The organism is Luteimonas sp. MC1572, assembly GCF_016615815.1.
In the GTDB taxonomy this organism is placed as follows: Bacteria; Pseudomonadota; Gammaproteobacteria; order Xanthomonadales; family Xanthomonadaceae; genus Luteimonas.
Map to the genome: position 1 here is coordinate 2,232,740 of NZ_CP067112.1, position 26,714 is coordinate 2,259,453.

A 26,714-nucleotide genomic window follows, 5' to 3' on the forward strand; every position below is an offset into this window, starting at 1 on the left:
CGCGACGTCAGGGCGGGCTGAAGCGCGACCGTCCCGGGCCACCCGGCGGCACCGGATCCGGCAGCGCCGGGTGCGGGCGGTTGCGTGGTACCTGGCCGGGCGATGCCGGTGGTGGCACCTGCAGCCGGGTCCTGTTCGACTTGGCCAGTTCGCCCATGAACGCCAGCCCCAGGCGCGCGATGATCGTGGCGTGCTCCGCGTTGCCGCCCATGTTGGCCAGCGTGTCGCCGGGCGTGTGCAGGCGCGGGAAGAACGGGCCTTCGTCGTACATCGCCGCAGGGAACCCGGACTGGGTCCACGAAGCGTGGTCGGAGCAGGCATACCCGCAGGACGAATCGCTGCGCGTATAGCCCTGCGGCGCCATGTACTCGTCGAACAGGTCGCGCAGGAACTGCACCAGCGCCGGGTTGGAGTTGTCGGTCATCACCCGGATGTCGCTGCCGCCGCCCGGCGCGCGGTAGTTGGTCATGTCCATCTGCAGCACGCCGACCACGGTGCGGCCCTCGAGGGCGAACGACTGCGCGATCGCGCGCGAGCCGCGCAGGCCGACTTCCTCGGCGGCGTACGCCATCAGCTTGACCGTGCGCCGTGGCCGGTACCCGTCGGCCATCGCCACGCGCAGCACCTCGGTCAGCGTGGCGATGCCGGATGCGTCGTCGTCCGCGCCCGGCGCGACCATGGCGTTGCCGCTGCCGGTGCTGGAGATCGAATCGAGATGGCCGCCGAGTACGACGATCTCGTCGGCCAGGTCGCTGCCCTGGATGGTGAGGATCACCGACGGCTGGCCACCGCAGTTGTTGCAGGCGGTGAACAGCTCGGCGCTGACATCGCTGCGGCCGGCGGCGAGCGACAGCCAGTGGTCGCGGATCCACAGCGCGGACGCCTGCCCGTGGGTGCTGGCGAAATACCGGTTCGGCCAGGCCGTGGACAGGTGGGTGATGGTGGCGGCGAGGTTCGCCGCGGACACCTGCGGCAGCCAGCGCCCGACCACCGCCTGGTTGTTGATGGTGTACGCCGGCGGCGCGGCGGCGCGCATGCCGTCCAGCGGTGCGCGATTCGCGACGAAGGCCTCGGCCTCGGCGCGGGTCGCGAACGCGAAGTAGCCTCCGCAGCGGCGCTCGACCTCGTGCACGTGGCGGGCCAGGTCCTGGATCTGGTGCTCGCGCAGCTCGGCCAGCACCAGCGCATTGCCCAGGGCATCGCGGCGCGACGCGAGCCGGCCGCTGAAGTCGCGCAACGCGGCCTCGAAGGTGGCGCGTTCGGCGACCACGTGCACCGGCGCCATCGGGTCGACCGTGGTCGCGCCATGGTCGTGCGCCGCTGCGGCGCCGCTCGCAAGCAGCATCGTGGCAGCCACGAGGCCGCTGGTCAGCGCGCGCTTCAAAGCCGCGTACCCGGGCGCACGGTCCGCGTGACGCTGGACGTGGCGCCGCGATCGTCGGTCACCGTCAGGGTGACCTGGTAGAACACCTTGGCCGCGTAGGTCCGGGTCGGGTTGGCTGCCGTGGAAGTGGTGCCGTCGCCGAAGTCCCAATGCCAGGCCACGATGCTGCCGTCCGCATCGCTGGACCGGTCGTCGAACCGGATGTTCAGGCCGCCATTGCGCTGGAAGGCGAACTGCGCGACCGGGTCGGCATTGGGCGTGCCGGCAGCGTCGAGTCCATCGACGAAGGCCGCGCCGCTGCCGGCCGGATCCAGCCAGTCGCTGAGCCGCGTTGCCGCTGTGCCGCCGCCACTCCACGAGGTGAAGATCCGTCCGTAATAGTCGCTGTGGCTGGCGCCGGTGGTGCTGCAGCTGGCGAGTCCACCGTGCAGCTGGCCGACAACGCGCTTCTCGGGGCTGTACAACGGCGATCCCGACGAGCCGCCCTCCGTGGTGCCGATGCCGCCCGGCTCCCAGAACACCTGGTAGTGACTGCTGCCGCTGCCGAAGTAGCCGCTGATGACCAGCGGATCGAGCGAATGCGTGATGCGCTTTTCCGCCACGCGCGGGTGATGGATGCCGGTGGCGTTGGCATGCGCGACGTCGCGCCGGTCCCAGCCCCCCCAGTACAGGTTGAACGCGGGATCGGCAGCGTCATCGAGTTCGAGCAGGGTGAAGTCCGAGGCCGCGTTGGTCGCGCGCACCTGCGCGCCCGACTGGTTGTACGCAAGCGAGCCGTCGCCGTTCTGGCCGCTGGCGGCGCTGCCGGGGATGCGGCAGGTGGAGTTCTGGTAGTTCCAGTACACGACGATGCTGGCTGCAGCCGCCGCCGTGCCCATGCTGCAGTGGTGCGCGGTCAGGAACAGCATGCGCCGGTCGTTGGCGGTGTTGTTGAGCAGCGAGCCCGTGCAGTAGAAGGTGCCGTAGCGCGAGTACGCGCCGACCGAGCGGATCTGCGGGCGATGCGCATCGCCCTGCGGGCACGCGACGTCGATATTGCAGGCGCCGGACACGCCCATGGCGCGCACTTCGTAAGCCGCCTCGCGCGCGATGCGGCCGAAGCCGACGTAGTCATGGTTGACGCTGGACAGCGCCAGCTTCAGTTCGCCGACGCGCACCGCGGGCACCGTCACTTCGATCACGGCATGATCGCCCGGCACGATCGGTGTCCACAGCTGGCCATGCGGCTTGTTGTCGGCTGCGGTGAACACGCTGACCAGCTCCGGCGCATGCGCCTTGGGCAGGCCTGCAGGATAGACGCGCAGCTCGCCGCCTTCCGGCATCCGGTACGCGCTGAATCCGAAATTGAGGGACAGCGCGCCGGGCGACTCGATGCGCAGGCGCCACATCATGCGGTCCTTGCCGACCGCGTCCCAGTCGCCCGCTCTGTCCGGCGTGATGTTCACCGCATGCGCCACCGCGAACCGAGCCGGCGCGTCGCCGCGCGTCGCGGCGCGGTCTTCGGCATGCAGCCTGGCGACATCGACCGCCGGCATGCGGACCACTTCAACCGTGTGTTCGGCGGGCAGCCCCTGCGGGGCCATGCGGCTCCCGGAGGCCATGGCGCCGCCCGCCATCAGCAGCGCGCACAGCGCCAGGCAAACCCGCTTCATCCTTTTCATATCTGCGTCCCCGCACTGGACCGATCGACCGTTGATGGAATGCTGCCCCGGCGCGGGCCGGGGCAGCAGACTGTAACCGGGCGAAGGCCATTCAGATCAGGCTGAGACTCAGAAAGTGACGCTCCAGCTGTTGATGTAGCCGCTGTCGCCGGCGGCGTTGTCGTTCACCCGCAGCTTCCAGGTGCCATTGAGCGCCTCGCTCGACAGGTTCACGTTGTAGGTCGAGTTGATGTTGTCGGCGCTGCCGCCGCTGCGGTTGTGCAGCACGTACACGCTGCCGTCCGGCGCCACCAGGTCGACCTTCAGATCACCGCGGTAGGTGTGGACGATATTGACCGCGACCGGCGTCGACGCCGGCGCGTTGCCGCTGCGGCCGGAGACCGTGATCGGGCTCTCCACGGTGGCATTGCTGTTGACCGGGTAGTCGGTGCCGTTGCTGTAGGTCTGCGGGGAACCGCCGCCACCGCCGGCCGTGTAGCTGCCGGTGAGGGTGACGCCGGAGAACGCCGAGTAGCCGCGCAGCATCACGTGGTAGGTGCCCGCCTGCGGCGCGGCGAAGCTGCAGCTTTCGGCGTTGCCGGCGCGGTACGGACGGCAGTCGTAGGTGGTGGTGGTCGGTGCGGAACCGAAGCGCACGTACAGGTCGGCATCACCGGTACCGCCACTGCTGGCGATGGTGAGGTTGCTGGCGCCGGCCGGGACATTGATCGTCCACGACTGCGTGCTCGATGCCGCGCCGGCGATGCCGCTCACCGGTACGCCGTTCTGCAGCACGCTGCCTCCGCCGCCACCGCTGCTGACCGTCACCGACTGGGTGCGGCTGTTGCTGGCGCCGCTGTTGTCGGTCACGGTGAGGGTGACGCTGTAGGTGCCTGCCGCCGCGTACGTCTTGCTGGGGCTGGTGGCGGTGGAGCTGGTGCCATCGCCGAAGGTCCAGCTGCGCGAGGCGATGCTGCCGTCGCTGTCCGTGGAACTGTCGGTAAAGCTGGCGACCAGGCCGCTGGTGCTGACGCTGAAGTTCGCGGTCGGGGCGACGTTGCCGGTCCCGCCGCCGGCGGCATCGACCGCCGCCTTGGCGTTGACGATGCCCGCACCGATGGTCTGCGAGGGCGTGCTCGGGAATGCGCTGGCGGTGCTCTTGATGAGCGCTTCGATCTGCGCGGGCGTCTTGGCCGGGTTGGAGACCGACTGGATCAGCGCGACCACGCCGGCCACGTGCGGTGCCGCCATCGAGGTGCCGCTGTAGCTCGCGTAGCTTTCGCTGCCCGGACCCTGGCTGCCCGAGTTCAGCGTGGACATGATGCTGGAGCCGGGCGCGGCGATGTCGACCAGCGCGCCGTAGTTGGAGAAGCTGGAGCGCGCGCCGGTGCTGGTGATCGAGCCCACCGCGATCACGTTGTTGCAGTTGGCCGGCGAGAACCCGGAGGTGTTGGCGTTGCTGTTGCCGGCGGCGATCACCAGGGTGGTTCCGCGGCCGACGGCGCCGTTGATCGCGCTCTGCATGGCGCTGCCGCAGCTGCCGGTGCCGCCCAGGCTGAGGTTGATCACCTCTGCCGGGTTGGCATTGGCCGGCACGCCGCTCACGGTGCCGCCCGATGCCCAGATGACCGCGTCGGCGATGTCGGAGTCGTAGCCGCCGCCGCGTCCGAGCACGCGCACCGGGACCACCTTGGCACCGAACGCGGTGCCGGCGACGCCCTTGGCGTTGTTGGTCACCGCGGCCACGGTGCCGGCGACATGCGTGCCGTGCCAGCTCGAGGCATAGCCGCCGGAGTAGTCCCCGGGATCGCTCGCATCGCTGTCGCGGCCGTTGCCGTCGCCGGCGACCGCGGTGTCGATGATGAAGTCGTAGCCCGGCAGGATGTTGGCGTTGAGGTCGCTGTGGTTGGTGATGCCGGTATCGAGCACCGCGACCACCGCGCCGGTGCCGGTGGTGACATCCCAGGCCTGGGTGGCGCGGATGCCGGCCGGCGTGGTGCCAAAGCCCCACTGCTGGCTGAAGTTGGTGTCGTTGGGGGTCAGGACCGCCTTGTTGAGCTTGTCGACCTCGACGTACTCGACGTTCGGGTTGGATGCGATCTGGCGCATCAGCGATTCGGCTTCGATGCGGTCCAGCTTGCGGCTGCTGCGCACCACCTCGGCACCGACGGCCATGCGGCGTTCGTGGCGCAGCGCCAGCGGCGTCGCGCCGCGCGCGTTACGTGCCTGTGGAACGGCGACGGCGGCGGACCTGAGCGCGGCATCGCGAGCGGCGGCCTGCGCGTGTTCGGCGCTGCCGTCCACGTATTTGACGATGAAGCGGTCGTGCAGTTCGGACGCCTGCAGGCCACTCAGGTCGATGCGATCGGCAGCCGGCGCCGAGACGGCAGCCAGCGACGCAAGCGCAAGGGTGGTGGCAACGGCGAGCGCGTGCAGGCGCACGCGGCGGTTCGGACGATCGGTCATGGCGGTTGTTTCCGGGAGGTGTGACGGCGCCGCTGGGCGGCAACTGCCGGCAGGACGCCTGCCCGGGATCCCTCCCCCGTTCACGACCCTGCCGGACGCGAAGCGGACTGACCAGATTGTCCGCGAACTGACGCTACGCGACAGGTTGGCGTTCACACAAGCGGGCGCAGACCCTACTTCCGCCTTGAAAATGTGGCGACGCTCACAAAGCTTGAAAGTGGCTGGCGACCCGGTCGCCAGCACCAGCCCCTCAGAGCATCCCGGTCTCGAGGCGCGCGGCTTCCGACATCATGTTGCGGCCCCACGGCGGGTCGAAGACCAGCTCGACATCCGCCTCGGCCACGGTCGGGATCATCTCCAGCTTGCTGCGCACGTCGTCAACGAGGATGTTACCCATGCCGCAGCCGGGCGCGGTGAGCGTCATCTTCACCGCGACCTCCCGCTGGCCGTCGTCGCGGTGGGTGACCACCGCTTCGTAGACCAGCCCGAGGTCGACGACGTTGATCGGGATCTCGGGGTCGAAACAGGTGCGCAGCTGCTGCCAGACCAGCCTTTCAACCGCGGCGTCGTCGGCGCCTTCCTCGAGGACCAGCGGCTCCGGCGGTTCCTTGCCGATGGCGTCGCCATCGGGACCGGCGATGCGGAACAGATTGCCTTCGATGTAGACGGTATAGCTGCCGCCGAGCGCCTGGGTGATGTAGCCGATGCTGCCGGCCGGCAACGTCACCTCATCGCCCTGCGGGACGAGCACGGCGGCGCAATCGCGCTCGAGGCGCACGGGTTCGCTGCTACGGGAGTACATGTCGGGGATGTGTGGCCGCTGGCGGCATGATGCAAGGCGCCCATTCTAGCGCCGCCGGGACGCTATCCTGTGCCGCCCCGAGCGGTGCAGCGTTCCATGACCCCAATGCGATCCCGGCTGGCGCCCACGCTGGCGCTGGCTGGCGGCATCGGTTTTGCCTGTGCCTGGGTGCTGCTGGCACAGGCCACCGGCCGGCAGTGCAGCTGGATGGCCGTGCTGGCCGCGCTCGACGCCGCCCTGCTGCTGCGCATGGTGCGCGTGCAGCCGGGCATGACACGTGCCGCCTGGGGCGTGCTGGCCACGGTGCTGACGATCGCGCTGGCCAACTGGGGGATCGTCGCCACCGAGCTCGGTAAGGTCACCGGCCTGGCGCCCTGGACCTCGCTCGGTCGCCTCGGGTTCGAACACGGCTGGCTGCTGGCGCGACTGGCCAACGGCGCCGTCGACCTGGCGTGGCTGGGCGCGGGGATCGTGGTTGCCGCGGTGAGTTGCCGCTGAGACCCCGGCGCCCGGTCGCGGGGCGCGCCCGGCGCAATGCGGATCCGCGCGTCAGTGCCCGCCGTCGAGCGCCTTGAGCTCGGCGACCAGCGCGCTCGCCACCTCCGCGCCATCGCCGTAGAGCATGCGCGTGTTGTCGGCGTAGAACAGCGCATTCTCGATGCCCGCGAAACCGGTGCCCTTGCCGCGCTTGATCACGATGGTGTTCTTCGAGTCGACCACGTCGAGCACCGGCATGCCGTAGATCGGGCTGGCCGGATCGGTGCGCGCCACCGGATTGACCACGTCGTTTGCGCCGATCACCAGCGACACGTCGGTGTTGGGGAACTCGGGGTTTATGTCGTCCATGTCGACGATCAGGTCGTAGGGCACGCCGGCTTCCGCCAGCAGCACGTTCATGTGGCCCGGCATGCGCCCGGCGACCGGGTGGATGGCGAAGCGCACCTTCACCCCGCGCTCGATCAGGCGCTGGCTGAGCTCCCAGATCTTGTGCTGCGCCTGCGCCACGGCCATGCCGTAGCCGGGCACGATCACCACGCGTTCGGCGTAGGCCATCATCGCCGCGACGTCGGCGGCCTCGATCGGCTTCTGCGCACCGGTGATCTCCTGCGCCTCGCCGCTGGCGCCGAAGCTCGAGAACAGCACGCTGGCGATCGAGCGGTTCATGGCCTTGGCCATCAGCCGCGTCAGCAGCAGGCCGGCGGCGCCGACCATCATGCCGGCAATGATCAGCGCTTCGTTGCCGAGCACGTAGCCCTCGAACGCCACCGCGAGGCCGGTCAGTGCGTTGTACAGCGAGATCACCACCGGCATGTCGGCACCGCCGATGGGCAGCGTCATCAACACGCCCAGCGCCAGCGCGACGATGAAGAAGGCCACGATCACCGGCACGTCGAGGGTGTGGATGGCCATCGCGCCCAGCACCACCGCGGCCAGGAACACCAGTGCGTTGAACACCTGCTGGCCGGGGAACGTGAAGCGCCGGTCCATGCGTCCGTCAAGCTTGGCCCAGGCGATGACCGAACCCGACAGCGACACCGCACCGATCAGCGCGCCCAGCGTGCCGAGCACCAGCGTGGTCATCAATGGCGTGGCGTCGGGGCCGCCACCCGAGAAGCGCAGCAGCTCGACGGCGCCGATGGCCGCGGCCGAACCGCCACCCATGCCGTTGAACAGGGCGACCATCTGCGGCATGTCGGTGATCGCCACCTTCTTGCCCCAGATCCAGGTCGAGGCGATGCCGATTACCGTGGCCAGCACGATCAGGCCGATGTTCTGCAGCCCCGGCATGAACAGCGTGGCCACGGTGGCGATCACCATGCCCAGCCCGGCCCAGCGGATGCCGCTGCGCGCGGTGCGCGGTGACGCCATGCGCTGCAGACCGAGCAGGAACAGGGTGGCGGCCACCAGGTAGCTGGCCTTGACCAGCAGCATCAGGACATCCGCGAAGTCCCACGTCACGGCGCGGCGCCCGGCTTGGCGGCAGGCTTCGCGCTCGGCTTGAACATGTCCAGCATGCGCTCGGTGACGATGTAGCCGCCGGCCGCGTTGCCGGCGCCCAGCAGCACCGCGATGAACCCGATCGCCTTTTCCAGCGTGGTGTCGGCGTGGCCCAGCACCAGCATGGCGCCGATCAGCACGATGCCGTGGATGAAGTTGCTGCCCGACATGAGCGGCGTGTGCAGGATCACCGGCACCCGCGAGATGATCACGTTGCCGGCGATCGCCGCCAGCATGAAGATGTACAAGGCCACGAAACCGTCGCTCATCCGCTTTTTCCCCGGGCTGCCCTGCGCTCGATCATAACCGCCGCGGCGGCGGGCGCGACGCCGCTGTCAACCGCGGGCGCGGCGACGCGTTGACAGCCCCGGACCCGACCCGGGATGCGTGGAATGGATGGCGGCATGCAGCAACACCGCGACATCGGCGCGCTGGCTATGCTGGACGGCATGGGTCAGCCCGCCGACATCCCTGCCGCCACCATGCCGGCCACCGACGCGGTGCCCGCGCCGCCGGCGGAGACGCTCGAGGAATTCCTCGACGCCATCGCCCCGCGCGCGTTCCGCTTTGCCGAGTCCGGCCTGCGCCACCGCGAGGACGCCATGGATGTGCTGCAGGACGCGATGGTGAAGATGCTGGGCTACCGCGACCGTCCGCCCGCGGAATGGACGCCGCTGTTCTGGACGATCGTGCGCAGCCGGATCGTCGACGCGCAGCGCCGGCGCACGTTCCGCCTGGGGTGGTTGACCTCGGCGGACGAGCGCCAGGAGGCCGGCGTGGAATGGGCCGACGACGGCCCCGACCCGTCGCGCAGCCACGACGGCCGCGAAGCCTACGGGGTGTTCGCGGCGGCGCTGCGCGATCTGCCGCGTCGCCAGCGCGAGGCCTTCACCCTGCGCGTGCTGGAGGAGCTCGACGTCGCGACGACCGCGCGCGTCATGGGCTGCGGCGAGGGTTCGGTCAAGACACACCTGTCGCGCGCACGTGGCGCGCTGCAGAAGCGACTGGAGGATTTCCGATGACCACCCGGCAAGACGATTTCGATCGCAGGGCGCGCGCATTGCATGCGCAAGCCGTGCAACACGTGCCGTCGCGCACGCTGGAACAACTGCGCATCCGCCGCACCCGCGGCATGTCGTCTGCGGCCGTGCCGGCACGCGGCGCGCGGATTGCGGGCTGGTCGCTGGCCGCCGCCTGCACGGCGGTGTTCGCGCTGGCCATCGGCCTGCGACAGCCCGGGATCGAGCAGGCGCCTGCCGCGCCCCTGGCCACGACCAGCGGCCCCGACGCCGCTGCCGAAACCTATGAAGCCTTCGCCACCCTCGACGAAGACCCCGACCTGTTCCTGTGGCTGGCGTCCCAGGACGCCTTGCCGCTGGCCATGGAGTAAGACCATGCACATCCGACTCCTCGCTACCCTGCTGCTGCCGCTCGCGCTGGCGCTCTCTCTGCCCGCGGCGGCCCAGGGACCCGCAAAGAGCGAGCCGCTTCCGACCTGGGACCAGCTCGACAGCGAGCAGCGCGAAGCCCTGGTGGCACCGCTCAAGCAGCGCTGGGACGACAGGCCCGAAGGCCGCGCGAAGATGCTCGCGCATGCCCGGCGTTGGCAGCAGATGACGCCCGAACAGCGCGAACGTGCCCGGCACGGCGCCGACCGCTGGCACGGGATGAGCCCGGCGGAGAAAGCGGAAACGCGCGCGCTCTACGGCAAGCTGCGCAGCCTTCCCGAAGACGAGCGCCGCGCCCTGCGCGCGCGATGGAAGGCGATGACCCCGGAGCAGCGTCGCGCCTGGGCCGAAGCGAACCCGCCGGCCGAGCGGGGGGCCGCGCCCCCGCGCTGAGTACCGCGTGCCGGCGCCACGCTCCGGCGCGCGCGCCGCTCAGGCCTCGCGCGAGGGCCAGACGGTTTTCGCGAGCAGCTCGTCGCTCCAGTCGAAGCCCAGCGCGCCGCCGCGCAGCAGCAGCGACGCGAAATTGAAGACGTTGCGCGCGAACATCTCGCTGGCGTGCACCGCGCCGCTGCTCGCCAGGTCCAGCGGGCCCGCAACGGTGACGCCATCGACGTCGACCGTCCGGCCCGGCTGCGTCGCTTCGCAGTTGCCGCCGGTCTCGGCCGCCAGGTCGACGATCACGCTGCCGGCGCGCATGCCGGCCACCATCGCCGCGCTGATGATCCGCGGCGCCGGGCGTCCCGGCACCGCCGCGGTGCAGACCACCACGTCGATCGTTTTCAGGTGCTCGCCCAGCCTGCGCTGCTGCTCCGCACGCTCTTCATCGGTGAGCTGCCGCGCATAACCGCCCTCGCCCGCCGCGCTCACGCCAAGATCGAGGAAGCGCCCACCGAGGGATTCGATCTGCTCGCGGGTTTCCGGGCGTACGTCGAAACATTCGACCTGCGCACCGAGGCGCCGCGCGGTGGCCACCGCCTGCAGGCCGGCCACGCCGGCGCCGACCACCAGCACCTTCGAGGGCCGGATGGTGCCGGCCGCGGTGGTCAGCATCGGGAAGAAGCGCGGCGCCAGCTGCGCGCCGACCAGCACCGCCTTGTAGCCGGCCATGCCGGCCTGCGAGCTGAGCACGTCCATCGCCTGGGCGCGGGTGGTGCGCGGCAGGCGCTCCAGTGGAAACGCGAGCAGGCCCGCGGCACGGATCGCGTCCGCGCGCGCCGCGTCGGCTTCGGGCTGGAGCTGGCCGACGATCGCCGCGCCAGGCTTCAATGCCGCGAGCACCGCGGGCGGCGGCGCCTGCACGCACAGCACGAGGTCGGCATCGGCCAGCGCAGCGGCGCCGTCATCGACCAGGATGGCGCCGGCGTCGGCATATGCGTCATCGCTGAAATGCGCGCGCGTGCCGAGCCCGCGTTCGACCGACACGCTGGCGCCGGCGGCGACCAGCTTTTTGCAGGTCTCGGGAGTGAGCGCCACGCGCCGTTCCGCGGGCGCGGCCTCGCGTGCGATGCCGATCTTTACTGCCATGCCTGCTCCCCGGGATGCGCAGCGGCCATCCTAGCGAATGCGCCGGGGCGGCGCGATGCGCGCGATGACGCCCGACCGGCGCTCAGCGCGCGGCTTCGTCCAGGACGTGGCAGACGGCGGCCTCGACCGGATCCGGACCGGCGCGTGCCAGCAGTTCCCCGCTGGCGAGGGCGGCGGCCATGCGCCGCGGCGAAAGCACGGCATGGCGCCCACCCTGCCGGGTCACGAGGAGGCAGCGGCCGGTCAGCGGGCTACGCCACGCAAGGCGGAGGTGCCGCGCCATCGCGCCATGGTCGCGCGCAACCAGCACATCGCCGACCTCGGGACCTGGTACGGCGACGGATCCGGGTTCGGCCGCATCGGCATCGGCCTCTGGATCGGCAGCGTCGGTGGCCAGCGCAGTGAACCCGGGCATGGCGCGCGGCGCGTCCGGAAGCGCGAGCCCCGCGGCGATCGAAGCCAGCTGCATGTCGATGGCCCCCGCATCCTCGCCAACGGCGGCGAGGCAGGCACGCAGCGGCGCCTCGATGGAAAGCAGGCCGTCGGCCACGGCGGCGCCACGCGCCTGCGCGGCGTCGGCATCCAGCCGCAGCACGCCATCGGCCAGGTCCAGAAGCGCCTGATGGCGGGCCGAACCCGCGCCCTCGCGCAGCCACGCCTGGACCAGCGCGCCACGCCACGGGCCGGCAAGGAACTCGCCGACGATCGGTAGCACGGCACGCTCGCCGACGCGTTCGGCCAGCGTGGCATCCGCCGACCGGCGCGCGGCCTCCAGGCGTTCGCTGCCATCGAGCGCCTGCCATGCGCGCCGTTCGCTGATCGCGGCGCGCCGCAGCAGTGGCGCGCTGCCCGCCTCGAGATCGGCCAAGGCGCGCTCGAAAACGGCGAGTTCACCCTGGTAGGCGTTGGCGATCCCGTCCGCCGCCGCGTCAGCCAGCGCATGCAGCGGCGCGTCGTCGCCGCTGCCCGGATTGCCATCCCACAGCGTGACGATGGTGGCCAGCGCGCGCATCGCCGGATGCGCGACCGCGTCGAACAGCTGCGGGTCTTCGAGCACCAGGCGCGTCCACGGCCAGGCCAGGCGGACCAGGCGGGCCTCGGCAGCGGGCGTGAGGCAGGCCGATGCGCGCAACGCGTCGAACAGCAGCGCGGTGACGTCGATTGCGTCGTCCTGCGCCATCGACGGAAGCGCGGCGTCCGCGCCCATGCCCAGGCTGGACGCGCCGGCCAGCAGTGCTCGGCGCAGCTGCACCGCGAACGGTCCCGGATCGGCTGGCGGCCAGCGCGTCGGGGTTTCGCTGCCCTGGAGCAGGGACAGCACGGCCAGGAACTCGCGGTCGCCGAACGCGCGGCGGCTGTCGTCGACCGCCCGTTCCGGCCGCCTCGCGCGCACGTACGCGCGCAGCAGGTTTCCACGCCTCGGCGCAGGCGTGTCGCCACGGCTCGCCGCCGTGGCGGCACCGCGCCCCTCATCGGGTCCGCGTGGTGCCAGGCCGTCCCGCCCCCGCCAGGAAGCGCCTTCGGCACTGCCCACCGGCTGCGAGACCATCGCCGCGTGCACGCTGCCGCCCAGCATCGCGAAACCACCGGCGGCCAGCGCGCCGTTGAGCCAGGCGTAGGTCGGCCCAAGATGTGCACCGCACAGCCGCTCGTAATGGCGCAGCAGCGACTGGCGCAGCAGCGGCTCGCAGTCGATCGGCGGAAAGGCCACGAGGAACGCGTCGACCACCACGGGCGGCGCGAACGGGTTGGCCGGCAAGCCATCGCCGCCCATGCGCGCGGCCAGCGAGACCAGCCGGCTCTCGACGATCGAAAGCGCATCGGAGAACCGCCGCTGCAGCGCCTCGATGGCCGGCTGCCCGATCAGCTGGGTGCTCAGCTCGCCTTCGGACAACAGCGCGAATGCGGCCGGATCGCCGGTAGCCGCCGGGGCGCGTGCCGGCCAACCGGCGAATGCCGCATCGATCCGTGCCTGCCAGCGCCGTTCATGGCGCAGCGCATCGCGGCGCAGCATGGCCACGTTCGCCAGCGCATCGCCGACCGCCACGTCGGGCGCCTCGGCGAACATCTGCAGCAGATCTTTTTCCGCCGCGAGCTGCGCCTCGGCGAGCAGTGGCTGCAGCCGCGCCCGGAACTCCTGGCGGAGCGCGTCGAGCTGTTGCATCGGCGGAGCCGCTGCGCGTTGCGCACTGGCAGCCGCGTCGCCTCCGGATCCTTGGGGCGTTCGCATACGTCGTGGTCAGGGGGCGGCGTGGAGACGCACACGATAGCCGATATAGCGTGACCGGCGACACGGTTCGCCGGCAACCGGCCCGGAGCGCGAATTCAGCCGCCGCCTTCGGCCGCCTGTCGCGGATTCAGGTGTTGCCACACCTGCTTCATCGCCTCGTCGAACGGCGCGTCCACCGACCGGATCACCGCGCGGCCGCGGGCGACCAGCACCGTGAGCTCTTCCGGCGACACCACCATCTTGCGCACGCCGCGACGGTTGACCACCAGGAAACGGCCGGTCAGCGGGCTGATCCAGGCGATCCGCGCGGCGGTCTCGTGGCCGTCCTCGTCGATCAGGCGCAGGCCCTGGCCGACGCGCAGGCGGCGCATGCGCGCGGCGATGTTGGGATCGAACGCCAGCGTGTCGGTCCCGCCGGCAAGGTGCAGCCCGGAAAGCGGCGACGCGTCTTCGGCGCCATCCACATCGTCGGCCGCCTGCTCCGGGTGGTGCACCTTGCGCGGCGAGTCGGGCAGGCCCAACGCGGCGATGATGCGCGCCATGGCGTCACGCGCCGCGGTCGCGTCCATGCCGCAGCTGGCGTAGCACTCGCCCAGCGGGACCTGCAGCGCCAGCAGTTGTTCCGCGACCACGCGCCCGCGCGCCTGCGCGGCGTCGGCATCGACCTGGACCATGGCGTCGCCGACCGCGATCGCCTGGTGGTGGCGATCGGTGCCATGGCCTTCACGCAGCCAGGCCTGGGTGAGGTGGTGGCGCCAGTGGCGGTCGAGGAAGTGCGCGACCGGCGTGGTCAGGCTGCGCCCGGCAAGCCGGGACGCGACCATGTCGGCGGCATGGGCGCGCGCCTGCTGCAGCCGCTCGCGCCCGTGGATGGCTTCGCCGGCACGCTTTTCGGCAAGATCGGTGCGGCGGCGCTGTTGCTCCAGCTGGTCGCGCAGCTCGCTCGCCGCCAGTTCGAAGATCGCCTGGTCGTCGTCGTACTCCTCGACCACGCGGTCGACCGCGCGCTCGGCGCGGTCCAGTGTTTCGCGGTCCTGCGGCGTTTCGCCGGCGTTGCCGTCGCAAGCCTCGGTGAGCACGTCCAACAGGCGCCGCGCCGGGTGGCTGCGACGGTTGAACATCGAATCATCGGTCAGCGCGACCTTCAGGTAGGGCACCACCAGCCGCCCGTAGAAATCACGCGCGCGCTGGGCGAGATCGGTGGAATCGCTGAGTGAACTGAACAGCATGCCGACGAGGTCGATGGCGTCTTCTTCGTCGACGCTGAAGTGGGTGGCGTCGGGATCGAAGCCCAGCTGGCGCACGCCGCCGAGGATCGCCTCGCGGATCACCCGCGACAGCTCGCGCGAGTCGCTTGCGCCCAACGCTTGCGTGTACAGGCTGGCATCGTCGCCCTGCAGGATCTGCGCCACGCTGAGCAGGTCCTCGGTGCGCAGCACCTGCACGCCGGCCGCGATTGCAGCGGCGCTTTCGGTGAGGCCGCTGTCGTCGTGGCCGTATGCGTCGGAATCGTTGCCCGCGGCGCGCCAGTGGCGGAGCTGGTCGCGGACCACGTCGCGATAGCGCGGCGCGCGCCCCTCGGCAAGGGCGGCATGCATGCCGCCGCCGGCGATCGCGGCGCCGATGCCGCCACCCGCGTATCCGCCAGTGGCGTGGCCTCCGCCGGCCATGCCGCCGGTGTTGCCCCGATACCCCTGGGCCATGCCGGCAGCCGTGCCGCCAGGCGACTGTGCGCCACCCATGTGCTCGACCATGCCGCCGTCCGGCACCCATTGGCCGCCGCCGTCCGCCCCACGTGCGGCGGGCGCCGCGGACGCGGTACCGGCCGAATGCATCGTATCTGGCTGGCGACCACGCACCGGCGCGTCGGACGCGAGCGAATAGCCGAAGCCGGCCGCCTCGAGCATCGAGTTCAGCTTTTCGTACAGCTCGCCGAGCACCTCCGGCAGGCGCTTGTCGAACTGGTTGAACACCAGCGGGCGCAGCCCGCGGGTCAGGTCTTCCGCGCCGAACAGGTTGACGAACGCGGCGACGGTGGCGTCGGGGCGCACCGGGTTTGCCCGCTTGCCTTCGACGCCGAGCGCGGTGGCCAGCGCCTGCAGGCGCTCCTCCATCAGCTCCAGCGGGTGCAGGAACTGGTGGTCGAGGAGTTCGGTGGTGTGCTGGCCGGCGAGGTGGATCTCCAGCTCGCCTTCCGACATCAGGCTCAGCGACTTGTCGCCGCTCCGCTCCACGGGCGGCTTGCGCCAGGCGTCGAACTCGCGCTCGAGCGAATCGCGATAGCGAGTGGCGAGTTCCAGCGCACGATGGCCGAGCGCCATCACCGCCATGCGGTCGTCCTGCGCGCCGCTGTAGTCGTGGCCCGCCAACGCCTCCAGCCGCACCTGCTCCTCGATCGTGCCCCAGAACCCGGACAGCACACCGCCAAGCGTGGTCACCGCCTCGCGCTTGATCGCTTCGAACACGCGCGCGGGCTCGCGCATGGCGCCACCGCGGCTGCGTGGAGGAGAAAACGGACGGGGTTCTTCTGCGATCATGGGGGCACTGCCGGTGTTCGGGGGACACCCGTGCATACCATCCCTGAATGGAGCACCCGAGGTCTGTGACTGCAATCCCAGTTAGTCCACGCATCCCAGCGATGCTCGAGGCGATCGACGCCCGCCGCTCGGTTTCGTCCAAACACCTGGCCGAACCGGCGCCCGACGACGCGACCCTGTTACGCATGCTGCGCTCGGCCGTGCGCGTCCCCGACCACGGCAAGCGCGAGCCGTTCCGCTTCATCCGCATCGCCGGCGATGCGCGCAACGCGCTCGGCGACGCGGTCGTGGCGCGCGGCCTGGAACTGCGTCCCGATGCAGGCGAGGCGGCTGCCGGGAAGGACCGCATGCGTTTCACCCGCGCACCGCTGGTGGTGGCCGTGGTCGCGGTGCTCGACGACGCCGATACCGCGATCCCGGCGCAGGAACGCCTGCTGACCGCCGGCAGCGCGTGCTTCGCGCTGCTGCAGGCCGCGCAGGCATTCGGCTTCGGTGCCTGCTGGCTGACCGGCTGGCCGGCCTACGACGCCGAGATCCTGCGGCTGCTCGGCCTGGGCACGCAGGAGCGCATCGCCGGCTTCATCCATATCGGCACGCCGATGCAGGAGGCGCACGAGCGCGAGCGCCCGGACCCGGCCGAGCTGCTCACCGACTGGTCGCCGCCCGCGTGAGCGTGCCGCTGCCGGCGCCGCTGCCCGCGCTGCACCTGGTGGACGCCAGCCTGTACGTGTTCCGCGCCTGGCATTCGATGCCGGACGAATTCCGCGATGCCGACGGCTGGCCGACCAACGCCGTGCACGGCTTCGCGCGCTTCCTGCTGGACCTGATCGAGCGCGAGCGGCCGCGTCATATCGCCATCGCGTTCGACGAGGCGCTCGACAGCTGTTTCCGCAACGCGCTGTACCCGGCGTACAAGGCCAACCGCGACCCGGCGCCGGCCGAACTGAAGCGCCAGTTCGCCTATTGCAAATCGCTGTGCGCGGCGCTCGGCCTGCCGGTGCTGGCGCACCGCGAGTACGAGGCCGACGACCTGATCGGCAGCGCGCTGGTGCTGGTGCGCGCGCAGGGCTTCCGCGGCGTGATCGTGTCCGCCGACAAGGACCTGTCGCAGCTGCTCGAAACCCACGACGAGCAGTGGGACTTCGCCCGCGGCGTGCGCTGGGGCGCGGCCGGGGTGAAGGCGCGCCAGGGCGTGCACGCCCACCAGGTGGCCGATTTCCTGGCGCTGAGCGGCGACGCGGTCGACAACATTCCGGGCGTCCCCGGCATCGGCAGCAAGACCGCGGCGGTGCTGCTGGCGCACTTCGGCAGCCTGGATGCGCTGCTTGAGCGCGTGGACGAGGTCGCGTTCCTGCGCTTCCGCGGCGCGGCACAGGCCGCCGTGCGGCTGCGCCAGCACCGCGAACAGGCGCTGCTGTGCCGCCAGCTGTCGACGGTCGCGCTGGACGCGCCGATCGACGATGCCACGCCGCCATTCGTGCGCGGCAACGGCGACGCCGGCACCCTCGCGGCGCTGGCCGACGCGGTCGGCTTCGGGCCGATGACACGCCGTCGCCTGCAGGCCGCGGCCGGCCTGGCGGAAACGCAGGACCCGCCGCAGCACGTAGGATCGGCTCCATGACCGACGCCCGACTCGACGAACAACCTGAAATCCTCTACCAGGGCGACTGGCTGCGCATGGTCAGGCGCGGCCATTGGGAGTCCTGCGAGCGTACCCACGGCAAGGATGGCTTGGCGGTGCTGGTGATCGCGGTGACGCCGGACGACGACGTGCTGTTCGTCGAGCAGTACCGGGTGCCGCTGGGCGCACGGACCATCGAGATGCCGGCCGGCCTGGTCGGCGACGACCTCGAAGGCGACACGCTGGAATCCGCCGCACGCCGCGAGCTGATCGAGGAAACCGGCTGGGATGCGGGACGCATCGACGTGCTGCTGGTCGGGCCGACCTCGTCGGGCATGAGCAACGAGCGCATCGCCTTCGCCCGCGCCCGCGACCTGCGCAAGGTCGGCGAAGGCGGCGGCGTGGCCGACGAGAACATCACCGTCCACGCGATCCCGCGCGCCACCGCGCCGGCGTGGTTGATGCGCAAGTACGCCGAGGGCTACGAACTCGACCTCAAGCTCTGGGCCGGGCTGTGGATGATCGACCACGAGCCGGACGGATCGCCGGCCCGCTGATCGCCGCGCGCGTCAGCCCTGCGCGAAGCGGTCGGTGGCGCGCACCAGCGCGTCGACGTTCTCGGCCTCGAATGCCGAATGCCCCGAGCCCGGGGTGACCACCATCTCCGCCTTCGGCCACACCTGGTGGAGGTCCCAGGCGTTCTGCACGGGACAGACCACGTCGTAGCGGCCGTGCACGATGACGCCGGGAATGTCGACGATGCGGTAGGCATCGCGCAGCAGCTGGTCGTCGACTTCGAAGAAGCCGCGGTTGCTGAAGTAGTGGTTCTCGATGCGCGCGAAGGCCAGCGCGAACTCCGCGTCTTCGTGGTCGGCCACGAAACCGTCGTCGACGTGGAGGAAGCTCGTGGCGCCTTCCCACATGCTCCACGCGCGCGCGGCGGCGAGGCGCGTCGACGCGTCATCGGATGTCAGCCGGCGATGGAAGGCCGCGATCAGGTCGCCACGCTCGTCCTCCGGGATGGCCGCGATATAGCGCTGCCAGGCCTCGGGGAACAGGCGCGAGGCGCCCTCCTGGTAGAACCACTCCAGCTCCCAGCGGCGCAGCATGAAGATGCCGCGCAAGACCAGCTCGGTGACCCGCTTGCAGTGCGCCTGGGCGTAGGCCAGCGCCAGCGTCGACCCCCAGGAACCGCCGAACACCTGCCAGCGTTCGATGCCGAGCTTCTCGCGCAGGCGCTCGATGTCGGCGACAAGATGCCAGGTGGTGTTGTCGACAAGGTCGGCATGCGGCGTGGACCGCCCCGAACCACGCTGGTCGAACAGCACGATGCGGTACTTCGCCGGATCGTGGAAGCGGCGCATCTTGTCGGTGCAGCCGCCGCCGGGCCCGCCATGCAGCAGTACGACCGGCTTGCCGTCGGGATTGCCGCACTGCTCGTAATAGAGAGAGTGGCGATCGTCCGCCTGGAGCCGGCCGGTGTCGTAGGGCTCGAGCTCGGGATACAGGGTGCGCATGCAGCGGAAACCTCGTGGAAATCCGCCCGGGAGTCTAACAGGCGGGTTCGCCAGCCCCGCCGCGGCGGCCGAGCGTCACGCGGTCGCGGCCTTCGAGGTCGGCGACGGTGGCGACTTCGGCGAAGCCCGCCGCCGCCAGCAACCCGCCCACTGCGACGCCCTGGTCCCAACCATGTTCGAGCAGCAGCCAGCCGCCCGCGACGAGGTGCGCGGGTGCTGCCGCCACGATCTCGCGGATCGCGTCGAGGCCATCCCGGCCCGAGGCGAGCGCCGCCGCCGGCTCGTGGCGCAGGTCACCGCGACCCAGGTGCGGGTCGCCCGCGACGATGTACGGCGGATTGCTTGCGATCAGGTCGAAGCACTCCCCGGCCAGCGGCGCGAACCAGTCGCCCTCGCGGAACTCTACTTTGCCGAGGCCCAGCGCGCGGGCGTTGGCGCCGGCGACCGCCAGTGCGGCAGCACTGCGGTCGGTGGCGACCACGCGCGCCTGCGGCCGCTCGCTGGCGATCGCCAGCGCGATCGCGCCGCTGCCGGTGCCCAGGTCCGCCACGCGCGTGGCGGCGCCCGGCGGAATGCGCGCCAGCGCCTGCTCGACCAGGAGCTCGGTTTCGGGGCGCGGGATCAGCGTGTCCGGGGTGACCGCCAGGTCGAGGGTCCAGAATCCGCGGCGGCCCACCAGGTAGGCGACCGGCTCGCCGGCCTCGCGGCGTGCGACCAATGCGTCAAACCGCGCCGCGTCGGCGTCCGCCAGCGGCGCGTCCCCGTGGGCATACAGCCAGCCATGGCTGCGGCCCAGCACGTGGAGCAGCAGGGGCAGCGCGTCTTCCGGGGCGATGCGGGCGCGGGCGGCCCGGAGCGCCTCGTCAACCGAGCGGCGACCGGTCACGGCCCGCCACCCGACGGCGACGTCCGACCTGCAAACGCCGGGACACCGGGCGGGAATACGGGGAATGGGAACGCTTTCAACGAGTTGCCTTGTGAATTGACTGAGGTGGCGCCATATCGATAGCCAAGACCTATCGATTACATAGAATTAATCAGTTTCACTTTCCGATAGGTTTTGCCTAAAGTTCACCGCATCCGGCACGCGCCGGTTTCTTCCCCACCGACACCGAGGATTCCATGTCCGTCATCAATACCGAAATCAAGCCGTTCAAGGCTACCGCCTATCACAACGGCGAGTTCATCGAAGTCTCCGACGCCGATCTCAAGGGCAAGTGGTCGGTGGTCGTGTTCTACCCGGCCGACTTCACCTTCGTCTGCCCGACCGAGCTGGAAGACCTGGCGATCAACTACGACGCGTTCCAGAAGCTCGGCGTGAACGTGTACAGCGTGTCCACCGATACCCACTTCTCGCACAAGGCGTGGCACGACACCTCGGACGCGATCGGCAAGATCCAGTACCCGATGATCGGTGACCCGACCGGCACCATCACCAACAACTTCGACGTGATGCGCCCGGGCGTTGGCCTGGCCGACCGCGGCACGTTCATCATCGACCCGCAGGGCGTGATCCAGTCCGTCGAGATCACCGCCGAGGGCATCGGCCGTGACGCGCTGGAAGTGCTGCGCAAGGTCAAGGCCGCCCAGTACGTCGCCGCCCACCCGGGCGAGGTGTGCCCGGCCAAGTGGAAGGAAGGCGAGAAGACGCTGAAGCCGTCGCTCGACCTGGTCGGCAAGATCTAAGTACCCGCCACATCCCACTCCATCCCCGCGCGAGCGGGGGTGGGGCTGGACCGGAGTCCGTGCCCTGCGCGGCCTGCGGTCCATCCCCACGCCGGTGGTGCCCCGTCCATGGCGGGGTGCTGGCCCCGCTTTGCCGAACATCAGGAGTCCGACATGCTCGAAGACGATCTCAAGACCCAGCTCAAGGGCTACCTGGAGCGCCTGCAGCGACCGGTGGTGCTGGTCGCCAGCGTCGACGACGGCACGAAGTCGGCGGAACTGCTCGAGCTGCTCGAGGACATCCGCGCGCAGTCCGACAAGGTCTCGGTCGAGATCCGTCGCGACGACGACCAGCGCAAGCCCTCCTTCGCCGTGACGTCCCCCGGCCACGACATCGACCTGCGCTTCGCAGGCCTGCCGATGGGCCACGAATTCACCTCGCTGGTGCTGGCGCTGCTGCAGGCCGGCGGCCATCCGTCGAAGGCGGCCCCGGCGCTGCTCGAGCAGGTCGCCAACCTGAAGGGCGAGTTCCGCTTCGAGACCTATTTCTCGCAGTCGTGCCAGAACTGCCCCGACGTGGTGCAGGCGCTCAACCTGGCGGCGGTGCTGAACCCCGGCATCCGCCACGTGGCGATCGACGGCGCCCTGTTCCAGGACGAGGTGGACGCGCGCGAGGTCATGTCGGTACCGACCGTGTTCCTCAACGGCGAGCTGTTCGACCAGGGCCGCATGAGCCTGGAGCAGATCGTGGCGCGGCTCGACACCGGCGCCGCGGAGCGTGCCGCGAGCGAAATCGCCGGCAAGGACCTGTTCGACGTGCTGGTGGTCGGCGGTGGCCCGGCCGGCGCAGCGGCCGCGATCTACGCCGCGCGCAAGGGCATCAACACCGGCGTGGTCGCCGAACGCTTCGGCGGCCAGGTGCTCGACACCATGGCGATCGAGAACTTCATCTCCGTGCAGGAGACCGAGGGTCCACGCCTGGCGGCGCAGCTCGAAGCGCATGTGCGCCAGTACGACGTCGACATCATGAACCTGCAGCGCGCCGAAGCGCTTACGCAGGACGCCGACGGCATCACCACCGTGCGCCTGGCCAGCGGTGCATCGGTGCGCGGCCGCACCGTGGTGCTGTCCACCGGCGCGCGATGGCGGCAGATGGGCGTGCCCGGCGAAGACAAGTACCGCAACAAGGGCGTGGCTTATTGCCCGCACTGTGACGGGCCGCTGTTCAAGGGCAAGCGCGTCGCGGTGGTCGGCGGTGGCAACTCGGGCGTGGAAGCGGCGATCGATCTCGCCGGCCTTGTCGCCCACGTGACGCTGATCGAATACGACGACAAGCTGCGTGCCGACGAGGTGCTGCAGCGCAAGCTGCGCAGCCTGGCGAACGTCCGCATCATCACCTCCGCGCAGACCACCGAGGTGCTCGGCGACGGCAACCGCGTCAACGGCCTGGTCTACCGCGACCGCGCCGGCGGCGATTCCCATCGCATTGAGCTGGAGGGCGTGTTCGTGCAGATCGGCCTGCTGCCCAACACCGAATGGCTGAAGGGCACGCTGGCGCTGTCGCCGCGCGGCGAGATCGAAGTGGATGCCGCGGGCCGCACTTCGCTGCCTGGCGTGTTTGCCGCGGGCGACGCGACCACGGTGCCGTACAAGCAGATCGTGATCGCCATGGGTGAAGGCTCCAAGGCCGCGCTCAGCGCGTTCGACCACCTCATCCGCAGCAGCAGTCCGGTCGTCGAGACCGCCGCCGCGTAAGGCACAACCCGCGCAACGGCCACCCGGCCGCGGCGGGCCACGAGGGGGACAGCATGAACCTGCGCGACCTGAAATATTTCATCGCCCTCGCCGAACACCTGCACTTCGGGCGCGCGGCGGCGGCCAGCTTCGTCAGCCAGCCGACCCTGTCCACGCAGGTGCGCAAGCTCGAGGAAGAGCTGGGCGTGGTGCTGGTGGAGCGCGCACCGCGCAAGGTCATGCTCACCCCGGCCGGGCGCGACGTCGCCGCGCGCGCGCGGCGGATCGTGGCCGACGTCGAGCAGATGCGCGAATCGGCGCGACGCAGCCGTGACCCGGAAGCGGGCACGGTCAGGCTCGGCGTCTTCCCCACGCTGGGGCCTTATCTCCTGCCGCACGTGGTGCCCGGGATCCGCGCGCGCTTCCCGCAGCTCGAACTGCTGCTCGTGGAGGAAAAGAGCGACGTGCTGCTGTCGCGCCTGCAGGAAGGCCGGCTGGACGCCGCGCTGCTGGCGCTGCCGGTGAACGAGGAGCAGCTGCACCTGGAGTTCCTGTTCGAGGAGCCGTTCGTGCTGGCGGTGCCGGACACGCACCGGCTGGCCGGGCGCGACGCACTGTCCATGAAGGACATCGCCGGCGAACGCCTGCTGCTGCTTGCCGACGGCCACTGCCTGCGCGACCAGGCGCTGGATGTCTGCCACCTGTCGGGGGCGAGCGAGAAGGACGAGTTCCAGGCGACCAGCCTGGAGACGCTGCGGCAGATGGTCGCGGCCGGCGTCGGCGTCACCCTGTTGCCGACGCTGGCAGTCAAGCCGCCGGTGGCGCGTTCGGACAGCATCCAGCTGGTCGGCTTCCGCGATCCGCCGCCAAGCCGTCGCGTGGCGATGGTGTGGCGCAAGAGTTCGGCGATGCACGAATTCCTGCTGGCGCTGGCGCAGGTGCTGCGCGAACTTCCACCCGGCCTACTGGCACCCGGCAACGGCGGGGCGCGCGCACCGCTGCACGCACCGGGTACCTCGGGCGCCTGAGCGCCCGCGCCGTCAGGCGCCGACGCCGACCGGGCAGGACACCCCGGTGCCACCGATGCCGCAGTAGCCCGCGGGATGCTTGGACAGGTACTGCTGGTGTTCGTCTTCGGCGTAATGGAACACCGGCGCGGGGTACACGATTTCAGTGGTGATGGCGCCCAGCCCCGCCGCAGCCAGCCGTTGCTGGTAGGCGTCGCGGCTGGCCAGCGCCTGCGCATGCTGCGCCGCGGTTTCGCAATGGATCACCGAGCGGTACTGGGTGCCGATGTCGTTGCCCTGGCGCATGCCTTGGGTGGGGTCGTGGCCTTCCCAGAAGCGCGCCAGCAGCTGCGCGAACGACACCACCGCCGGGTCATGCACCACCAGCACCACCTCGGCGTGTCCGGTCTCGCCACTGCAGACCTCGCGGTAGGTGGGGTTGGGCGTCAGCCCACCGGCATAGCCGACCGCGGTGGTCTCCACGCCCGGCAGCGTCCAGAACAGGCGTTCCGCTCCCCAGAAGCAACCCATCCCGAATGCGACGCGCCCCAACCCTTCGAATGGGCCACGCAGCGGACGGCCGTGCACGTGGTGGATGTTGTGCAGCGGCAGCGGCGTATCGCGACCCGGCAACGCCTGCCCCGCCGTCGGCATCCGCTGCTTCCACGAACCGACTCCAAGCATGTCCCGCTCCATATCGACGTCGCGGCCATGATCGGCGCGCCGCGCCGCGCGATCAAGGCGCGGCAATGGCCTAGCTGAACACCGCCGGCGCCACGTGCACACTGTTGCGGCCGCCGTGCTTGGCCGCGTACACCGCCTTGTCGGCGCGCTCGACCAGCGAGGCCGGCAGATCCTCGTCCGACAGGCGCGTGGCCACGCCGACGCTGGCGGTCAGCTGTACGCGCTGGCCTTCCCATTCGAACACCAGGCACTCCACCGCAAGGCGCATCTCCTCGCCGATCGCGCGTGCCGCGGCGCCCCCGCGACCGGGCAGCACGACGATGAACTCCTCGCCGCCGTAGCGCCCGAGCAGGTCGCCTTCGGTCAATGCCGAGTGCAGGACTTTCGACACCGCGCGCAGGCAGGCATCACCACAGCCGTGGCCATGGCGGTCATTGATCGCCTTGAAGCGGTCGAGGTCGATGAACAGGACCGAGATCGGCTGGCCGCTGCGCACGGACTCGGCGACGCCGCGACCGAGCCACTGGTCGATCGTGCGCCGGTTGAAGGTGCCGGTCAGCGCATCCAGCTCGGCCGAGCGCTGCAAGGCGACGGCCGCGCGCGCGTGCTCGATGCCCACCTGGGTCGCGCGCGCGAACTCGCCGGCCAGCGCCAGCTCGGCCGCATTGAACGAGTCGCCGCCGGTGCGCTGCAGCAGCAGCACGCCCCAAGCGGGCGCGCGGATGGCGAGCGGCAGGACCGCTTCCATCGCCACCACCCCGTGCTGTCCTTCGACCGTGACCGGCTGCTGCAGCGGAATGCCGTTGGCGGCCTGGCGCTTCAGCGGCAGCAGCCGGCCGGACACGATCGCATCCACCGCCGCCTTGCTGGCCTGGGGAACGACGATGTCGATGTCGCGCCCGCCGTGGCCGCGCGACAGCACCGCCGCAAAGGCGACCGGCACCTGCGGCACCAGATGCTCCAGCAAGAGGCGGTACGCGGTCCACGCAAGGTCGGTATCGGGCACGCCACGCAGCGCCGTCTGCAGGGCGGCATTGAGGTCGGCGCGCGCGGCTTCGCGCCGCATCCGCGTTTCCGACTCGGCGCGGGCGATGCGGTCGCGGTCGCGCTGGTCCCGGTACTGGCCCACCCGGCTCACCAGGCCGACCGCCAGCACGGCGGCGGCGAACGCAAGCACCAGCTGTCCGCCATAGCGCAGCCACACCGGGTCCAGCCAGCGGCCGTGGGCCACGAATTCGATCACCAGCGACGCCACCGCGACCAGCGCGAACAGCAGCACCAGCGACCAGGCCATCGGCACCCGCCGCCGCCCCGCATCCACCAGCATCGCCAGGCCCAGCGTCGCCGCGCCCAGCTGCGCGACCAGCGCCACGCCCGGCAGCACGCCGCCGAACGCCTCGACGCGCATCAGGCACACCGCGGCAAGGGCAAAAAGCGCCCACACATGGCGATCTGCCAGCCGCGACAGCCGCGGCATGGCCAGGGCGGTACCGGCGTAGCGCTGCAGCAGCGGCAGCACCGCAGCCAGGAACAGCAGCCCGAGCACGCGGATCCCGTCCCCGCGCCAGGCCGACGCGGCGCCGAACACCGGCAGCGCGTACAGGTGCCCGTTGTCGGCTGCCGATGCCAGGAGGGCAAGCACGGCCGCCGCGAAAAACTGCAGGAACGCACGATCGCGGACCGCGCCGTACAGCGCCAGCGTCAACAGGGCCAGGACGAACAGCGCGGCATAGATCGACGCACTCATCGCAGAGCCGAGCTGGGCGATGCGCATCGCCGCGTCCGCGCGCACCAGGCGCACGCGCATCACCCCGCGCTCGCTGCCGACCACGTGCAGGGCGATGCTGGCGTCGTTGCCCAGGTCCCCGCGGAGGGGAAACATGTAGCCGGATGGCAGCGTGCCATCGTCGCCCCCCGGCGCGAAGAAGTCGCTGCGCGCGCTTTGCCAGCCCGCGCCTTCCAGCCAGATCGCATCCACCGCGCCCCTGCCCACCCAGACGACCCAGGGGGGACCATCGCCGGCCTCGGCGGGAAATGCGACGCGCAGGGGGACCACGGTCAGCCCGGTGTGGCGCGCCGGCAGGACCAGGATGTCCGCGGCAGCGCCCGCGCGTCCCGCGCCCTGCGGCTCGCCCAGCGTCACGGCAAGCCCGTCAAGGCCGCCGCGGAACGCGTCCGAACTGGCTGCCACCAGCAACGCCAGCAGCAGGGCGACGCCGGCGGCGAAGGCCCAGTCGTGGAGCAGCGCGAGCCGCCAGCGGGACGCCATCAGGCGCACCCGCCGGAACCGCGCGCCCGTCCTGCGCGGCGCGGAGCCCACGCACCAACCGGGATTCCGCTATCCATAGCCGCCCCCCCCCCCCGAACCAATGCCAAACATACAAGCAAGCGGCATGCCACCTGCTCCGGCGGGCGCCGCTCGGCTACACTTCGCGGTCCGTGGCGCAGCCCGCG

Annotated in this window: 23 protein-coding genes and 1 pseudogene; 10 read left to right on the forward strand and 14 right to left on the reverse strand. The window is 70.9% G+C overall.

The window, feature by feature from the left end; all coding sequences use genetic code 11:
* Positions 1 to 7: 7 nt before the first annotated feature.
* From JGR64_RS10290 to sufT, 5 genes and pseudogenes are all read right to left on the reverse strand, one after another.
* On the reverse strand, positions 8 to 1,345 hold the full coding sequence (locus JGR64_RS10290) for a M20/M25/M40 family metallo-hydrolase (protein ID WP_234446943.1): 1,338 nt from the start codon (positions 1,343 to 1,345) through the stop codon (positions 8 to 10).
* Positions 1,346 to 1,380: 35 nt separating this feature from the next.
* Positions 1,381 to 3,036: a PKD domain-containing protein gene (locus JGR64_RS10295; RefSeq protein WP_199373292.1), complete on the reverse strand. Its 1,656-nt coding sequence runs from the start codon at positions 3,034 to 3,036 to the stop codon at positions 1,381 to 1,383.
* 117 nt (positions 3,037 to 3,153) lie between these two features.
* Positions 3,154 to 3,852 carry a proprotein convertase P-domain-containing protein gene (locus JGR64_RS13910; protein ID WP_255531438.1) on the reverse strand — a complete coding sequence of 233 codons (699 nt, stop codon included), beginning with the start codon at positions 3,850 to 3,852 and terminating at the stop codon, positions 3,154 to 3,156.
* Between the two features lie 3 nt (positions 3,853 to 3,855).
* Positions 3,856 to 5,418 (reverse strand): annotated as a pseudogene (locus JGR64_RS13915) (S8 family serine peptidase); the annotation flags it as partial.
* Positions 5,419 to 5,740: 322 nt separating this feature from the next.
* Entirely contained in the window at positions 5,741 to 6,292 is a 552-nt protein-coding gene (gene sufT / locus JGR64_RS10305) for a putative Fe-S cluster assembly protein SufT (protein ID WP_199373294.1), read from the reverse strand.
* Positions 6,293 to 6,388: 96 nt separating this feature from the next.
* On the opposite strand from sufT, the gene JGR64_RS10310 reads away from it, so the two are divergent.
* Positions 6,389 to 6,790 (forward strand): hypothetical protein, encoded by a 402-nt coding sequence (locus JGR64_RS10310; RefSeq protein WP_199373295.1) that lies wholly within the window; start codon positions 6,389 to 6,391, stop codon positions 6,788 to 6,790.
* A gap of 51 nt (positions 6,791 to 6,841) precedes the next feature.
* Here JGR64_RS10310 and JGR64_RS10315 read toward each other — a convergent pair whose 3' ends face one another.
* Together JGR64_RS10315 and JGR64_RS10320 are read right to left on the reverse strand one after the other, a co-directional pair.
* Complete coding sequence (locus tag JGR64_RS10315; protein WP_199373296.1) at positions 6,842 to 8,224, reverse strand: NAD(P)(+) transhydrogenase (Re/Si-specific) subunit beta; 1,383 nt, start codon at positions 8,222 to 8,224, stop codon at positions 6,842 to 6,844.
* A 23-nt stretch (positions 8,225 to 8,247) separates the two neighbouring features.
* Positions 8,248 to 8,559, reverse strand: coding sequence for an NAD(P) transhydrogenase subunit alpha (locus JGR64_RS10320; protein ID WP_199373297.1), 312 nt, complete (start codon positions 8,557 to 8,559; stop codon positions 8,248 to 8,250).
* 168 nt (positions 8,560 to 8,727) lie between these two features.
* Between JGR64_RS10320 and JGR64_RS10325 the strand changes: the two genes are divergently transcribed.
* Genes JGR64_RS10325 through JGR64_RS10335 form a run of 3 tightly spaced genes read left to right on the forward strand, consistent with a single transcriptional unit; the run spans position 8,728 to position 10,131 of the window.
* Entirely contained in the window at positions 8,728 to 9,312 is a 585-nt protein-coding gene (locus JGR64_RS10325; RefSeq protein WP_199374280.1) for an RNA polymerase sigma factor, read from the forward strand.
* Positions 9,309 to 9,680: a hypothetical protein gene (locus tag JGR64_RS10330; protein ID WP_199373298.1), complete on the forward strand. Its 372-nt coding sequence runs from the start codon at positions 9,309 to 9,311 to the stop codon at positions 9,678 to 9,680. Before JGR64_RS10325 ends, JGR64_RS10330 begins: the two co-directional genes overlap by 4 nt.
* Before the next feature lie 4 nt (positions 9,681 to 9,684).
* Positions 9,685 to 10,131, forward strand: coding sequence for a DUF3106 domain-containing protein (locus JGR64_RS10335; RefSeq protein WP_199373299.1), 447 nt, complete (start codon positions 9,685 to 9,687; stop codon positions 10,129 to 10,131).
* 39 nt (positions 10,132 to 10,170) lie between these two features.
* On the opposite strand, the gene JGR64_RS10340 is transcribed toward JGR64_RS10335, so the two are convergent.
* From JGR64_RS10340 to JGR64_RS10350, 3 genes are all read right to left on the reverse strand, one after another.
* The gene (locus JGR64_RS10340; protein ID WP_199373300.1) at positions 10,171 to 11,265 is read right to left on the reverse strand and encodes an NAD(P) transhydrogenase subunit alpha; all 1,095 of its coding nucleotides are present in this window, start codon (positions 11,263 to 11,265) and stop codon (positions 10,171 to 10,173) included.
* Positions 11,266 to 11,347: 82 nt separating this feature from the next.
* Entirely contained in the window at positions 11,348 to 13,429 is a 2,082-nt protein-coding gene (locus JGR64_RS10345) for a DUF1631 family protein (RefSeq protein ID WP_199373301.1), read from the reverse strand.
* 161 nt (positions 13,430 to 13,590) lie between these two features.
* Positions 13,591 to 15,978, reverse strand: coding sequence for a DUF1631 family protein (locus JGR64_RS10350; RefSeq protein WP_199373302.1), 2,388 nt, complete (start codon positions 15,976 to 15,978; stop codon positions 13,591 to 13,593).
* 155 nt (positions 15,979 to 16,133) lie between these two features.
* On the opposite strand from JGR64_RS10350, the gene JGR64_RS10355 reads away from it, so the two are divergent.
* Genes JGR64_RS10355 through JGR64_RS10365 form a run of 3 tightly spaced genes read left to right on the forward strand, consistent with a single transcriptional unit; the run spans position 16,134 to position 18,210 of the window.
* Positions 16,134 to 16,703 carry a nitroreductase gene (locus JGR64_RS10355; RefSeq protein WP_199373303.1) on the forward strand — a complete coding sequence of 190 codons (570 nt, stop codon included), beginning with the start codon at positions 16,134 to 16,136 and terminating at the stop codon, positions 16,701 to 16,703.
* Positions 16,700 to 17,653, forward strand: coding sequence for a 5'-3' exonuclease H3TH domain-containing protein (locus JGR64_RS10360; RefSeq protein WP_199373304.1), 954 nt, complete (start codon positions 16,700 to 16,702; stop codon positions 17,651 to 17,653). The genes JGR64_RS10355 and JGR64_RS10360 overlap by 4 nt, the downstream gene beginning before the upstream one ends.
* Entirely contained in the window at positions 17,650 to 18,210 is a 561-nt protein-coding gene (locus JGR64_RS10365; protein ID WP_199373305.1) for an NUDIX hydrolase, read from the forward strand. The genes JGR64_RS10360 and JGR64_RS10365 overlap by 4 nt, the downstream gene beginning before the upstream one ends.
* Before the next feature lie 12 nt (positions 18,211 to 18,222).
* On the opposite strand, the gene pip is transcribed toward JGR64_RS10365, so the two are convergent.
* Positions 18,223 to 19,170 carry a prolyl aminopeptidase gene (gene pip / locus JGR64_RS10370; RefSeq protein WP_199373306.1) on the reverse strand — a complete coding sequence of 316 codons (948 nt, stop codon included), beginning with the start codon at positions 19,168 to 19,170 and terminating at the stop codon, positions 18,223 to 18,225.
* 34 nt (positions 19,171 to 19,204) lie between these two features.
* Positions 19,205 to 20,056 (reverse strand): peptide chain release factor N(5)-glutamine methyltransferase, encoded by an 852-nt coding sequence (gene prmC / locus JGR64_RS10375; protein ID WP_199373307.1) that lies wholly within the window; start codon positions 20,054 to 20,056, stop codon positions 19,205 to 19,207.
* A 236-nt stretch (positions 20,057 to 20,292) separates the two neighbouring features.
* Here prmC and ahpC point away from each other — a divergent pair, with 236 nt between their 5' ends.
* From ahpC to JGR64_RS10390, 3 genes are all read left to right on the forward strand, one after another.
* Positions 20,293 to 20,856 (forward strand): alkyl hydroperoxide reductase subunit C, encoded by a 564-nt coding sequence (gene ahpC, locus JGR64_RS10380; RefSeq protein WP_199373308.1) that lies wholly within the window; start codon positions 20,293 to 20,295, stop codon positions 20,854 to 20,856.
* Between the two features lie 153 nt (positions 20,857 to 21,009).
* The gene (gene ahpF, locus JGR64_RS10385; RefSeq protein WP_199373309.1) at positions 21,010 to 22,590 is read left to right on the forward strand and encodes an alkyl hydroperoxide reductase subunit F; all 1,581 of its coding nucleotides are present in this window, start codon (positions 21,010 to 21,012) and stop codon (positions 22,588 to 22,590) included.
* A gap of 53 nt (positions 22,591 to 22,643) precedes the next feature.
* Positions 22,644 to 23,597 carry a LysR substrate-binding domain-containing protein gene (locus JGR64_RS10390; protein WP_199373310.1) on the forward strand — a complete coding sequence of 318 codons (954 nt, stop codon included), beginning with the start codon at positions 22,644 to 22,646 and terminating at the stop codon, positions 23,595 to 23,597.
* A 12-nt stretch (positions 23,598 to 23,609) separates the two neighbouring features.
* Here JGR64_RS10390 and msrA read toward each other — a convergent pair whose 3' ends face one another.
* Positions 23,610 to 24,260, reverse strand: a complete 651-nt coding sequence (msrA, locus tag JGR64_RS10395; protein ID WP_199373311.1) for a peptide-methionine (S)-S-oxide reductase MsrA — start codon at positions 24,258 to 24,260, stop codon at positions 23,610 to 23,612.
* Positions 24,261 to 24,330: 70 nt separating this feature from the next.
* Entirely contained in the window at positions 24,331 to 26,529 is a 2,199-nt protein-coding gene (locus JGR64_RS10400; protein WP_199373312.1) for a GGDEF domain-containing protein, read from the reverse strand.
* Positions 26,530 to 26,714: the final 185 nt, after the last annotated feature.